The organism is Herbiconiux aconitum (assembly GCF_024979235.1).
Lineage (GTDB): Bacteria > Actinomycetota > Actinomycetes > Actinomycetales > Microbacteriaceae > Herbiconiux > Herbiconiux aconitum.
This window is the reverse complement of record NZ_JANLCM010000002.1, coordinates 1,328,496-1,341,224: the sequence shown is the minus strand read 5'-3', so window position 1 is coordinate 1,341,224 and position 12,729 is coordinate 1,328,496. Positions and strand designations below refer to the sequence as shown.

General features: G+C 69.9%; 15 protein-coding genes. 8 read left to right on the top strand and 7 right to left on the bottom strand.

The genetic code is table 11. From position 1 onward, the window contains the following. Window positions 1-46: 46 nt before the first annotated feature. From N1027_RS17730 to N1027_RS17720, 3 genes are all read left to right on the top strand, one after another. Window positions 47-1,000, top strand: a complete 954-nt coding sequence (locus N1027_RS17730) for an oxidoreductase (protein WP_259509636.1) — start codon at window positions 47-49, stop codon at window positions 998-1,000. Between the two features lie 78 nt (window positions 1,001-1,078). After that, window positions 1,079-1,648, top strand: coding sequence for a hypothetical protein (locus N1027_RS17725; protein WP_259509634.1), 570 nt, complete (start codon window positions 1,079-1,081; stop codon window positions 1,646-1,648). A 59-nt stretch (window positions 1,649-1,707) separates the two neighbouring features. Continuing rightward, the gene (locus tag N1027_RS17720) at window positions 1,708-2,286 is read left to right on the top strand and encodes a TIGR03086 family metal-binding protein (RefSeq protein ID WP_259509632.1); all 579 of its coding nucleotides are present in this window, start codon (window positions 1,708-1,710) and stop codon (window positions 2,284-2,286) included. Between the two features lie 13 nt (window positions 2,287-2,299). Here the strand turns inward: N1027_RS17720 and N1027_RS17715 are convergent, their stop codons facing one another. Continuing rightward, a complete protein-coding gene (locus tag N1027_RS17715; protein ID WP_259509630.1) occupies window positions 2,300-2,611 on the bottom strand; it encodes a DUF7882 family protein in 312 nt (103 codons plus the stop codon). A gap of 109 nt (window positions 2,612-2,720) precedes the next feature. Between N1027_RS17715 and N1027_RS17710 the strand changes: the two genes are divergently transcribed. From N1027_RS17710 to N1027_RS17695, 4 genes are all read left to right on the top strand, one after another. Next, entirely contained in the window at window positions 2,721-3,164 is a 444-nt protein-coding gene (locus tag N1027_RS17710; protein ID WP_259509629.1) for a hypothetical protein, read from the top strand. Between the two features lie 104 nt (window positions 3,165-3,268). Continuing rightward, window positions 3,269-3,916, top strand: a complete 648-nt coding sequence (locus N1027_RS17705) for a hypothetical protein (protein ID WP_259509628.1) — start codon at window positions 3,269-3,271, stop codon at window positions 3,914-3,916. A 74-nt stretch (window positions 3,917-3,990) separates the two neighbouring features. Further along, window positions 3,991-4,863, top strand: a complete 873-nt coding sequence (locus N1027_RS17700) for a nucleotidyltransferase family protein (protein WP_259509627.1) — start codon at window positions 3,991-3,993, stop codon at window positions 4,861-4,863. A gap of 28 nt (window positions 4,864-4,891) precedes the next feature. Continuing rightward, window positions 4,892-5,863, top strand: coding sequence for a diacylglycerol/lipid kinase family protein (locus N1027_RS17695; RefSeq protein WP_259509626.1), 972 nt, complete (start codon window positions 4,892-4,894; stop codon window positions 5,861-5,863). A gap of 23 nt (window positions 5,864-5,886) precedes the next feature. On the opposite strand, the gene N1027_RS17690 is transcribed toward N1027_RS17695, so the two are convergent. The 6 genes from N1027_RS17690 to mftR all read right to left on the bottom strand — a co-directional run bounded on the left by N1027_RS17690 (window position 5,887) and on the right by mftR (window position 12,511). Continuing rightward, a complete protein-coding gene (locus tag N1027_RS17690) occupies window positions 5,887-7,290 on the bottom strand; it encodes an LssY C-terminal domain-containing protein (protein ID WP_259509625.1) in 1,404 nt (467 codons plus the stop codon). 47 nt (window positions 7,291-7,337) lie between these two features. Further along, a complete protein-coding gene (locus tag N1027_RS17685) occupies window positions 7,338-8,768 on the bottom strand; it encodes an MDR family MFS transporter (protein WP_259509624.1) in 1,431 nt (476 codons plus the stop codon). After that, window positions 8,765-9,136: a hypothetical protein gene (locus N1027_RS17680; RefSeq protein WP_259509623.1), complete on the bottom strand. Its 372-nt coding sequence runs from the start codon at window positions 9,134-9,136 to the stop codon at window positions 8,765-8,767. The genes N1027_RS17685 and N1027_RS17680 overlap by 4 nt, the downstream gene beginning before the upstream one ends. Window positions 9,137-9,176: 40 nt before the next feature. Continuing rightward, on the bottom strand, window positions 9,177-9,929 hold the full coding sequence (locus tag N1027_RS17675; protein WP_259509622.1) for a class I SAM-dependent methyltransferase: 753 nt from the start codon (window positions 9,927-9,929) through the stop codon (window positions 9,177-9,179). A gap of 159 nt (window positions 9,930-10,088) precedes the next feature. Next, complete coding sequence (locus N1027_RS17670) at window positions 10,089-11,900, bottom strand: GMC family oxidoreductase (protein ID WP_259509621.1); 1,812 nt, start codon at window positions 11,898-11,900, stop codon at window positions 10,089-10,091. Window positions 11,901-11,911: 11 nt separating this feature from the next. Further along, on the bottom strand, window positions 11,912-12,511 hold the full coding sequence (mftR, locus tag N1027_RS17665; RefSeq protein ID WP_259509620.1) for a mycofactocin system transcriptional regulator MftR: 600 nt from the start codon (window positions 12,509-12,511) through the stop codon (window positions 11,912-11,914). Window positions 12,512-12,608: 97 nt separating this feature from the next. Here mftR and mftA point away from each other — a divergent pair, with 97 nt between their 5' ends. Then, window positions 12,609-12,725: a mycofactocin precursor MftA gene (gene mftA / locus N1027_RS17660; RefSeq protein ID WP_259509619.1), complete on the top strand. Its 117-nt coding sequence runs from the start codon at window positions 12,609-12,611 to the stop codon at window positions 12,723-12,725. Window positions 12,726-12,729: the final 4 nt, after the last annotated feature.

The following is a 12,729-nucleotide window of genomic DNA, read 5'->3' as shown; positions in this document are numbered from 1 at the left end:
CTAAACGGGATGCTTGTCCCGTCTCAGTGTACGAGAGTGGGACCCGATGGCGAATCGATGGACACAGGAGCAGGTACCGGACCAGCTGGGACGGCGGGCCGTGATCACCGGAGGCAACGCTGGACTCGGTTTCGAATTGGCGAGCCTGCTCCTGGCAAAAGGCGCCGCCGTGACGATGGTGTCCCGGTCGGCCGAGCGTGCTGCCAGCGCCGCTGAGTCGCTCCGGTCCGCGCACCGCGGTGCAGAGGTGGACGCGGTGCTCATGGAACAGGGCTCACTCGCCTCCGTGCGGCACGCGGCCGCAGACATCCTGGACCGGCACGAACGAGTGGATCTGTTGATCAACAACGCCGGGATGCTTGGCTCTGCTGAGCGACGCGTGTCCCCGGAGGGTTTCGAGTTGACGTTCGCCACGAACCATCTCGGGGTATTCGCGTTCACCGGGCTGCTGATCGGTGCCATGACATCCACCCCGGGATCGAGAGTGGTGACGATGAGCAGTATTTCCAACGCTCGGTCCCGGCTCGACTTCGACAACCTGATGGCCGATACGGCGTACGACCGCAACGGCGTCTACTCGCGCTCGAAACTGGCGAACCTCATGTTCGCCTATGGGTTGCAGCGCCGTCTCGCTGCCGGTCATGCCGACACGGTCTCGCTCGCTGCGCACCCCGGACAATCCCGCACCGAGTTCACCCGGGACCTCAGCCCGCTCGCCCGGTTCCTTTACGGCCCCCGGGCGCGCTGGCTGACCGGCCTCATCATGCAGGACAAGTCCATCGGCGTCCTCTCCCCAGCCCGAGCCGCAACGGATCCGGCAGCGATCGGCGGCGAGTACTACGGCCCGGCCGGGCCCTTCCAACTCACCGGATACCCGACCCGCGTCGACTCGAACACCCAATCCAAAGACCCCGGTGCCCAGGACGCGCTGTGGCAGGCCTCAGAACGACTGACCGGCATCACCTATCCGCTGCCACCAGTCCCCGGCGAAGCGCACTGATTCACCGGCGGCCTACCGCGACGATTCACGGTCTTTGCCTTCTGATGATTGAGCAACACGACCTAGTAGCGTCGGAGCATGGATGGCGGCGACTCGACGGGGGCCGGGGAAACAGGCGCCGAGGTGGCGGCAGCGGCCGCAGCGGCCTCTGCGGCGCTTCGCGTGACGCTCGATGACCTCGTGCGCAGCCTCACCGAGTCGGGCGCACGAACCGAGGCGCTCGGGGCGTTCAAGCAGCGGCGGAGCATCCTGGGCATCCGTCGCGGGCCCGTGCTCGTGCCGATCACGCGGGTCTGGCGACTCGGCGTGCTGCTCCTGGATGCCGAGGGCCGGCTGCACGAGGTCGGTGCCGTCACGCGCGCCATCGACCCGGGCCGCGTCACGAACCAGTCGCCTCGCGCCGAGGAGCGCCGCGACTACCGACGCGCCGCCTATCAAGGCGCCTTCGATCGCGGCGACACCGTCAATTACGACACCACGCCGATCGCGCTCGACGCCGCGAGCCTGATCGCCGGGTCGGGCCCCGTGGCGCTCGCCGACGGCACCGTGATGGTGCGCTGGAACAAGCAGCCCGGCCCGGCAGGCCTCACTCCGGTGGCCGCGTACCTCGCCGAGCGCGCCGCGCTGCTCACGGCGCCCCCGCCCTGAGCCCCGCTTCGTGGCCCGAGTACTGGCCACCCGCCACCTCGGCCCGGTACCGTGGGGGCATGTTCGCGAGTGAGCCGGCCGAGCGGCATCGGCAGATCGCCGCGATCTTCAGCGCCCGCGTGGCCTCCGTCGACCCCGACGGGTGGGATGCGCCTTCACCCGTCGCCGAGTGGACCGCCCGCGACGTCGTCGGGCACCTGGTCGAATGGTTTCCGGCGTTCCTCGAGAACGGGAGCGGTGTCGTGCTGCCGCGTGGCGCATCCGTCGACGATGATCCCGTCGACGCCTGGCGCACGCAGACCGACGCGATCCAGGGCCTGCTCGACGACCCTGCCACACGCGAGCGGATGCTCGCGGACCGGCACATCGGCGACATCCCGCTCCCGCAGGCGATCGACCAGTTCTACACCGCCGACGTGTTCATGCACACCTGGGATCTCGCGACCGCGACCGGCCAGAACGCCCACCTCGACCTCGACTTCTGCGCCGATCTGCTGGGTGGCATGGAGCCGATCGAGCCCGTCATGAGGGCATCGGGTCAGTACGGCGCGCGGGTGCCGGTGCCGGCCGGATCGGATGCGCAGACCCGCCTGCTCGGGTTCATCGGGCGCGATCCGTTCTGGTCTCCGCCGGCCTAGCTCCGAACCCGCCTCAGGCGCCGGGCGCTCCGGGCTCCTCGAGCGGAACCAACCCCGTGGTCGTGCCCGCGATGATGGCGAGCTGTTCGATCCACTCGCGGTTGAGCGCCGGCTCCCGACCGCCCAAGAAGTGGAACTGCAGTGGAATGGCCGGGTCGAGCCACAGCGACACCCGCCCGCCCCCGCTCTCGCGGTGGAGCTCCCAGCTGAGGGTGAACGACTCGCGTCGCCGGAACTTGGTGACGATCACCACTCGCAGGTGGGCGAGCACGCGGTCGTCGAACTCGAATTCCGAACCGTGCGGTCCGTACACGAGTGTTCCCATGATGGCCCCCCTGCCTCTCAGGGCGATGTTATCGGCTCGGCCTCGGCGCTGCGGAATCGGGAGGGGTGCATCCCGGCGCGGGTTCAGCCGGCGTCACTACGCTCGGAGAATGGATGCGTGCACGCGGCTCTGCTCGGTCGCCGACGAGATCGCGGGGCGGGCGATCGCCTCCCGGGCAACGCCCCGCCGCTTCCTGGTGGAGTTCGGGCACGCCGCCGGAGGGGTGCGCACCGGGCCGCTCTGGCTGCTCGACGCGGCTCGGGGTGGGCGCAATCGCATCGTGGGCCAGGGTTTCGCGCCCGAGTTCGACGACAGCACGCGCGGCCAGGCCCGGCACTTCGCGGGGATCGTCGCCGTGGCCACCCGGATCGGACCCACTCCCGCACGCTGGGCGTCGGTGCACCTCGGTCGGGATCGACCCGATTCGGCCGATGGGCGTCTGACCGACGCGGCGATCGAGTTCACGCGGCTCGTCGCATCCGGTCGCCTGGCGCTCGGTGAGGCGTCGACGTGGATCGCGCACCGTCTCTGCGCGGCCCCGCCCGCAGGCTGACGTTCCTGCCCCTGCCCCCGTCGCGGCCTTCCCGAAGAGCGGTCGGCGGCGCGCCGGCGCGGCGGGAGCGGGCCCGTATCCTGGAAGGGCGAGGAGGGTGGACCATGGGCTGGCGGCGTCGAGAGCGGGCACCCCGCTGGCTGGCGACCGGAAAACCGGTCGAGGCGCCCGAGTCGTTCGGTCCGGAGAGCGTCGAAGCGGCCATCGTCGACGGCATGCTCATCGCCCGGTTCTCGGTGGTGATGGCCGTGAAGAACCGCCTGATCGTGGCGGCCCTCCGCGACGACCAGCGCTTCGATCGTGACCGGGCGGCGGAGATCGTGCGCGCCGTCGTCGAAGAGGTCGCGCTCGAGCAGGAGATGAACGAAGAGCACGCCGACGAGGTCATCGAGCATGCCGAAGGCGACCGCGGGGTGGCGCGTCACGAGCACGACTACAAGTCGCGCGACGTGGAACTGCTGGCCGCGCGGCGCCGGGTCTACCACGACGTCGCTCGCGACATCCGTCTGGCTGCCGCCGATCCGAAGTGGGTCGCGACCGTCGTCGAAGACGCCCGCGGAGCCGCCTGGGACGACATCGGCCGCGAACTGTCCAACCGTCTCGACGACGTCGAACGCGTGTCGAACGTGGTGGTCGACGAGGAGTACTTCCGCGACCGTGACGAACGGATGCGCCGCCTCCGCGAATTCGACCTCTGGGAGCTCGCCGACCAGCACTACGGCGGCAAGCCGAAGCGGGGCCGCTCCTCCTAAGGCTCTGAGTCGGCAAGCGGCGCTCGGACGGGATCGGAGGAGATCGGAGTAGATTCGAAGCCGGGAGGATGACCGTGCCCGAGCAGATCGCAGACGCTTTTCTGGCCTTCGGTGAATCGGTACGCCCTTCGACCGCCGAGGTCGACGCATCCACGCAGCTGCGCAACCGCATCGCCGACTCGGTCGCCACCGACGGCCGGGTGTTGCGGATGGTCGACACCGGGTCGTTCCTGCACGGAACCGCAGTGCACGGCGGAAGCCTGTTTGACGTCGTGGTGGTGCTGCGCGGTGCGAAACCCAAGTCGCTCGCGCGTTCGCTCGAGCTGCTGCACGCCGTCATCCCCGTCGACGCGCTCTCGGCCGCCACGACCCGCGACGACTCGCTCGTGATCGAGCGTCTGGGCAGCCCGGGTGTGCGCCTCATCCCGGCTTACGAGGCGAGCGGCGATCCGGCCGACACCGCCGACTCGCTCTGGGTTCCGGATGCGGGGCATCGCTGGGTACGACACCGGCCGACAGCGCGCACCGTGCTGCTCTCGCGCATCGACGACGACGGGTCGCTGGGCATCCTCATCCGCCTGCTGCTCGCCTGGAAGCATCGGCAGCAGGTCGCCGTGTCGTCGTACTACCTCGAGTCCGTCGCCATCCGCCAAGCCCTGCAGCAGCGTTCGTTCAGCCTGCTCTGGGATCTCTGCTGGATCTGGGAACGGCTCTCCTCCGACGCCCTCGCCCCTGTGGCCGACCTCACGAGCCCGACACAGACCCAGCCCGTGCGCGCCTGCGCCACGCTCGGGCGGGCCCTCGAGGCGCAGTTCCCGATCGAGCGGGCCGCGTCGAGCTCGCGGCGTGCCATCGGTGCGTATGTCGACGGCGATCTCGACCGCACCGAGGGCTACCTGCGGGCTCTCTTCGGCGACGACTTCCCCGAGCTCGGAAGAGGGGCGTGAGTGCTCGACGCCTGGTACGGTCGCCAGCATGACCTCGACCCGGCGCGCCGCTCTCGTGTACAACCCCACCAAAGTCGACCTCGAAGCCCTGCGTGCCGCCGTCACGGCGGAGGAGCAGGCCGCGGGCTGGGCCGAGACGCTCTGGCTCGAGACCGAGGTCGACGACCCGGGCCAGGGGCAGGCGAAGAAGGCCCTCGACGAGGGGGTCGATCTCGTGATCGCGGCCGGCGGCGACGGCACGGTTCGTGCGGTGGCGGAGAGCTTGCAGGACTCGAAGGTTCCGCTCGCCCTGTTGCCTTCCGGCACCGGCAACCTGCTCGCCAGAAACCTCGACCTCACGCTCGACGACGTGGGCAATTCGCTGCACACGGCCTTCCAAGGAAAGAACCGGCCCGTCGATCTGGGAATCATCCGCATCCGCCACGAAGACCAGACCGTCACCCAGCACGCCTACCTCGTGATGGCCGGCCTCGGGCTCGATGCCAAGATGCTCGCCGCGACCGACGAGGACCTGAAGGAGCGCGTGGGGTGGTTGGCCTACGCGAAGGCGATCGTTCAGGTGCTCCGCGACAAGAACCACCTGCGCATCCGGTACAACCTCGACAAACGCGGCAACCGGTCGGTGCGTGCCAACTCGATCATGGTGGGCAACTGCGGTTCGCTGCCGGCCAACATCCTGCTGCTCCCTGACGCGTCGATCGACGACGGAGTCTTCGACATCGTCATCCTGCGACCCGACGGGTTCATCGGGTGGGTGCAGATCATGGTGAAGATCTTCTGGGAGAACGGCGTGCTGCGCCGCACGACCGCCGGCCGCAAGCTGATGGGCGCCACGAAAGAGGTGCGGGCGCTCAACTACCTGAAGGGCCGCGAACTCGTGGTGCAGTTGAGCAAGCCCGAGGAGATCGAGCTCGACGGCGACGGCTTCGGCCGGGCGGTGGCGCTGAAGACCTGGGTCGCGCCCGGGGGTGTGCAGATCCGCGTGCCCGCCGACGCGTGATGCCGGTCACAGTCTGAAGGGGGTCACACCGCGGCGCGCGAGGCCTTCTTGTCGCGGGGCCGCCGGGCGAAGTCGCGGGCCCGGCTGCTCGACAGGGCGATCAGGATGAGGATGTCGAGAGACACCCCGATCAGGTTCGTTCCGAGCGTGATCGCCTGGTGCCCCGTCGCCTGCTCGACCGCGGCGATGATGATGTTGATGACACTGAAGGTCATCACCGCGATGCGTGCCACGTTGCTGCCGAAGAACACGTAGAGCCCGAACAGCACCTCGGCCACCCCGAAGGCGGCGGTGAACCCGATGAGCACCCAGAGCGTGGCGTCGCGCAGGTCGACGGTGGGCAGGTCCATGCCGAGGTCGACCTCGAGGCCGTCACGGATGTTCTGCCAGTCGACCAGCATGAGCACGATCAGCACCATCGGTGTCAGAGCGCGTAGCAGCACCACGACCGCGCCGAAGGTGATCTGCGCCGGGCGCCGCACCGCCTTCTCCGGCAGGGCACTCGCGTTCGCCGAGGTGTGCGGGGTGGGAACGGGGGCGAGCGTCTCGGCCACCGATTCGGCGCTCGGCTGCACGGCCTGAAGGTCGACGATCGGCAGGTCGCCGTCGGTCACGATGGTGTCGCCGCCGCCGTTGCGGGAGTGATAGCCGGTGGCGAAGTCCTCCAGCACGCGCACGGTCACCGCAGGGTCGGCATCCTGAACCGTCGTCACGATGTGGTCGCGTTCGATGTCGGTGTTCTCGTCGATCTTGTGAGTGATCTGCAGCGTGAAGAGGGAGAAGCCCACCGCGCGGTCGTAGGTGCCCGCCGCGAGCCAGTCGGTGTGGTGACCGCCGGGCAACAGCCAGGCATCCGGGCAGCGCCAGAACCGCACGTGGTGGCGCTTCGCGGGGTTGCCCTTGACCTCCTGCTGGTAGGCGAAGTCCTGGTTGCGGCCGAACAGCATGAGCGGGCTCACCGGCGCTTCGTTGTAGCTGCGGCGGAGCACCGTCGATGCCACGATGCGGCTGGCGCTCTTCAAGGTGAGGTCGTCGGCCCTCGTCCAGCCGGCCGCGATCATGGCGGTGTGCACCTGCTCCTCGCTGCCGAGGAGGCCGAGGTTGACCGGATCTCCGAGCAGACCGTCGCTCGTGCGGGTGCGCCCGATGAAGTAGTTGGGCACGTAGATGTTGGTGAGGATGCGGTGCAGCCGCGGCAGCGCGACGTACGCCACGATCACCCAGAACACCACGTAGAACCAGACCTGCGCCCAGCCCATCGAGAAGCCGTCGGTGAGCACCAGATAGGCGAGCCAGATGGAGGCGAGACCCGCCACCACGAAGAACAGATTGTCGAGCACGGCGTTCATCGAGAACTTTCGCCGCCGGCGCGCGCCCGGAGCCGAGGCCGGTGCCGGGGGAGCGGCCGGGGTGAGGGTCTCGGACATGGTGCAAAGATACCGTCCGGCCACGACGCCGGGCGAGACCTGCTCGGTTACTCCCGCGTGGCGACCAGTTCGACGTCTTCGACGCGCGACCGCGGCATCAGGAGGCCCGCCGCCACCGTCAGCACCGCGCACACCGCGACGGCCGTGAACACGGCTCCGGATGCCGCGACGATGGCGGCCGGGTCGTGCTCGCCTTCGGGCGCTGCGGCCAGGATCGCGTTCGCGATGGCGCCGAAGACGGCGACGCCGACCGCGCTGCCGATGGACCGGGCGAACAGGTTCGTGCCGGTGACCACGCCGCGGTCGCTCCAGGCGACGCTCGACTGCGCGGCGATGAGACTCGGAGCCGCCACCCAGCCCATCCCGAAGCCGATGACGAAGCAGCAGATGGCGACCATCGCGATCGACGGCGCCGATGCGGACAGGGTGAGCGCGAGGGTGCCGAGCACGGCGAGGCTCAGCCCGATGAGCACGGTCGCGCGGAAGCCGATCCGCAAGTAGAGCCGCCCCGAGAGCGAGGCCGAGACCGGCCAGCCCAGTGTCAGCGCGGCGAGCGCGAGCCCGGAGACCAGCGGGGAGACGTTGATCGAGCCCTCGAGATAGGTGGGGATGTAGGAGGTGAGCCCGATCAGCATCGCACCCACCCCGAGGCCGAGCAGGGTGGTGGTGACCAGGAGGCGCCGCGAGAAGATCCACATCGGGATGATCGGCTCGGCCGCCCGCTTCTCGACGAAGTAGAACGCCACCAGTGCGGCCAACCCGAGTGCGAAAGCGCCGAAGCTCTCGGGTGAGACCCACGCCCACGCTTGCCCGCCTTCGAGGAAGGCCAGGATGATCGCGCTCATGCCGACCGTGAGCAGCACCGCCCCGGGCACGTCGATGCGATGCGGCCGCTTCTCGATGGTCTCGTGGAAGCGGCGGATGAGCATCCAGCCCGCCACGACACAGATCGGCACGTTCACGAAGAAGATCCAGCGCCAGGAGACGAACTCGGAGAACAGGCCGCCGAGCGTCGGGCCGACCACCGAGGAGATGGCCCACACGCTCGCCAGGTAGCCCTGGGTCTTGGCGCGCTCGGCGACGGTGTAGATGTCTCCGGCGATGGTGAGCGCCATGGGCTGCACGGCGCCGGCGCCGAGCCCCTGCACGGCGCGGAAGGCGATGAGGGCGGGCATGCTCCAGGCGAAACCGCAGAGGATCGAGCCCACGAGGAACAGGCTGATGCCGATGAGGATGATCGGCTTGCGGCCGACCATGTCGGAGAGCTTGGCGTAGATCGGCACCGACACCGCCTGCGAGAGCAGGTAGATCGAGAACAGCCACGGGAACTGCGCGAAACCGCCGAGGTCTTTGACGATCGAGGGCACGGCGGTGGCGAGGATGGTGGCCTCGATGGCCACGAGGCCGGTGGTGACCATGAGGGCGATGAGGATCGGGCCGCGCTTCGAGCGGAAGCCGACCCCGTCGACGGCGGTCATGCGGTGGCCTCGGCCTCGAGCTCCGTCAGCAGGGCCTGGAAGGCCGCGGGTGCGCTGCGGATCTCCCGACGGCCCGCGATCGGCCCCGCCCAGTGCACGGTGGGAGCGACGTTGACGATCTCGTATTCGAGCAGTGTGCCGGTGCCTTCGGGCCGCGCGCGGTATTCGCCGCGGTACCACCAGTTGCCCTGCACGATCACCGTGCGGCTCGCCTCGTCGACCAACGACTGGCCCTCGTCGCCACCCCGCAGGGTGCCGAAGCGCTGCACCAGACCGCGGAAGACCGCATCCGGAGCCGCCTCGAGATGACCCGCGAACGACCTCACCACCGTGTGCTTCTGGGGGCGGACGAGGGTGAGTGATGCCATTACCTGATGCTATCGCGGGCCGCCGACAGCGGCGCCCGGCTCAGAACTCGCGAGCGATGGTGACGCGGGTCGCGTAGGGCATGTCGTAGCGGTCGCGGCCGACGAGGTCGGGGTGGGTGCGCAGCAGTTCTTCGATGCGGTCCAGCATCGCCGCCCGCTCGGTCGCGGGCATCGCGATGACATAGCTGCGGGAGGTGACCATCGCGAGCAACTCGTCGTGGCTGAGCGGGTTCACCCAGTGGAACTCGGCGTAGGCGTCGCGGGTGAGCGGTTCGCCGAGGGGCGGGGTGGTGCTGGCGAAGCGCTCGGCTTCGGATGCGCCCATGATCTCGCCCAATCGCGCCACCCAGTCGACCGAGTCGTCGCGGATGTTCCAGATCAAAGCCAGCACCCCGCCCGGCCGCAGCACGCGCGCCGCTTCGCGGGAGGCGTCGTCGACGTCGACCCAATGCCACGCCTGCGCGAAGGCCACCACGTCGGCGGAGTCGTCGCCGAGCGGGATCGCCTCGGCGGTACCGGCCACGGCGACCACCCCGGGAAGATTCGCGGAAAGGCGAGCGCGCATCTGCGCATCCGGTTCGACGGCGGTGACGGATGCCGCGCGCTCTACGAGTTCGGCCGTGAACTTGCCGGTGCCGGCACCCACGTCGACCACGTCGGGCTGGCGTCCGTCGTCGGTGGCGGCGCGGGAGAGCAGCCACTCCACGGCGTCGAGAGGATATCCGGGGCGCCCGCGGTCGTAGGCGGCGGCTTCGGTTCCGAACGAGAGCGCGAACGACTTGTCTCTGGCCATGCCCCCATCCTCCCACCGCCCCCGTCGTTCGTCCCTCCGTCCTCTGTCCTCCTCCCCCTCTTCCTCCCGCCCCTCCTCGCGAGTCGCCAAAATCCGCACTCCCAACCCCGAAATGAGGGCGGATTTTGGCGATTCGTGAGGAGAAAGGTGGGGAGGGGGTCAGTCGGCGGCGAGGATGTGGGCCAGGCGGGTGCCGAGGAGCACCGCCGTGAGGGCCGGGCCGCGGCGGGGGACCGTCGGGAGGATCGAGGTGTCGGCCACCCGGAGACCTTCGACACCGCGCACGCGACCGTGCTGGTCGACCACGGCGCCGCGGTCGTCGGGCGGGCCCATCCGGGCGCTTCCGGAGAGGTGGATGGCCGTGCCGAGAGTGGCGCGCACCCAGGCGTCGAGTGCGGAGTCGTCGGCGAGGGTGGCGGCGTCGATGTTCGTGAGGCCGCGTGAGACCGCGGTGAAGGCGGGGGACTCGAGGAGGGCGGCCGCGTGGCGGACGGCGGCGCGCATCCGGGCGCGGTCGGCGGGGGAAGCGAGGTAGTCGTAGTCGATGATCGGGGGTGCGTGCGGGTCGGACGAGGGCAGACGGATGCTTCCACGCGACTCCGCGTTCTGCACGGCCACCAGGACGGTGAGGTCGGGTTCGCCGACGGATTCGCCGGTGAGCAGGTAGGTCATGGGTTTGAGCAGCGGCAGCACTTCGAGCTCGGTGCCGTCGTCGAGCGTGGCGTTGAGCACGCTCTCCATCGCCGGTCGTCGGCGGGGGTCGAGGGCGGCCACCTCCGCCCGCGGGCGCCAGGTGAGCTGAACCTGCGGGTGATCGCTGAAGCCCGCACCGACGCCGGGGGAGTCGACCACCACCGGGATGCCGAGCCGCTCCAGCTCGCCCCGCGGCCCGATGCCCGAGCGCAGCAGCAGGGTGGGGGACTGGATCGCCCCCGCCGCGAGCACGACCTCCCGCGCGCGGATGACGGTGGGCTTCGCATCATCGGTCGCGGGGCCGGCAGGCTTCGCATCACCGGCCGCGTCGCCCGCGCTCGCCGCGTGGGCCAGGCTGGTCGCGTCGCCCGTGCGCGCCGCGTCGCCCGCGCTCGCCGCGCCAGCCAGGCCGGCCGCGTGGCCGATGCCGCGCCCCTCCGCCACCTCCACCCCCACCGCGCGCGTGCCCGCGAAGACGACACGGCGCACCACCGTGTCGCCCCGCACCTCGAGGTTCGGGTGGCCGGCGAGCGGCAGCAAGTAGGCCAGCGCAGTGTTCCAGCGCACGCCGTCGCGCACGTTCATCGGCAGCGGACCGTGGCCCGCCGGCTGCTCGCCGTTCTTGTCGAGCTCGCGGGCGTAGCCCTCGGCGTCGGCGGCAGCGGCGAACGCGGCGGTCACCGGATGCGCCCCCGCGGCCCATTCCACGTCACTACCCGCGTGGCCGACCACCGCGCTCGCGCGCACCGGGCCCGACTCCCCACCCGCGCCGCCCTCTCCGCGCCGCAGCGCCGGACGAGCGACCGGCATCGGCCCGGTCGAACCGTGCAGCGCTCCATCGGCACCGAACTCGGCGTCGGACTCGAGCGCCCGCAGGAACGGCAGGCACGCCTCGTAGCTCCACTCCGAATTGCCGAGCGCCACCCAGTCGTCGAAGTCGGCGCGGCGCGGCCGCACGAAGTACCCACCGTTGATCGTCGTCGACCCACCGAGGATGCGCCCGCGCGCGACGGAATATGCCCGCGACGGCATGAGCTGCGCTTCGAACGCCCAATTGTCCGGATGCGCCGGGTCGGCCCCGCGGATCGTGCCGGCATCCAGCAGCTCGGTCGGCATCCCGGCGGCGGTGGCGGGTGCCGGCCCCGCTTCGAGCAGCAGCACCCGTCGCGACCCGTCTGCGGCGAGCAGCGCGGCCAGAGGCGCCCCGGACCCGCCGGCCCCCACGACGATCACGTCGTACTCGGGCTCGGTCAGAGAGCCGCCCGCGCTCACCGCCACGCCGGCCACCCCTACCGCGACGAGCGCGAGTCGAACGTGGTGTCGAGCATCCCGATCGCCGAATCGAGCAGCGCGATCAGGTCGGCGTCGTCGTGCTTCAGCCATTGCTCGTAGGCCGAGAGCGACACGGCGAGATAAGTCCAGGCGATCGCCTGCGGCTGCAGGCTGTCTTCTGGCACCCCCAGACGCGCGGCTGCGAACTCCGCCACCACCTGCCGCCACGACGCGTACCGGAGCGTCGAGTGCGCCACCAGCGTCGGCACGTTCAGGAGCAGCTCCATACGCTGCCGGTGGTACGGCACCTCCGCTGCCGGGAAGCGGTTGAACTCGATCACGGCCGCCCGCAGCGCCTCCACGAGGGGAAGCGACGCCGGCAGGTCCTGCAGATACTGGCGCATCCGGTCGAGCAGGTGTTCGAAGTCACCCCAGGGCAGGTCGTTCTTCGAGGGGAAGTAACGGAAGAAGGTGCGGCGGCCGATGCCCGCCCGCGCGGCGATCTCGTCGATCGTGGTGGCGTCGAATCCGTGCTCCACGAACAGCTGCAGGGCGATGTGACTGAGCTCGGCCTGAGAGGTGGAGGGCGCCCGGCCGAGTCGGGCCTGCGTCGTCATCCGGTCACCCCTTCCATTCGGCACTCGGTGTCATTAGTATCGTCTCCATCACAGTAAATCGACGATGTTGACGAATTACGACCATGAGGAGAATCCCATGAGTGCACGTGAAACAACCACCTCGGCTGAGATCCTCGCCGACGACACGGCGGTGATCGAGTCCGACTCGCTGGTCGAAGAAGTTTCGATCGATGGCATGTGCGGCGTCTACTGAGCCG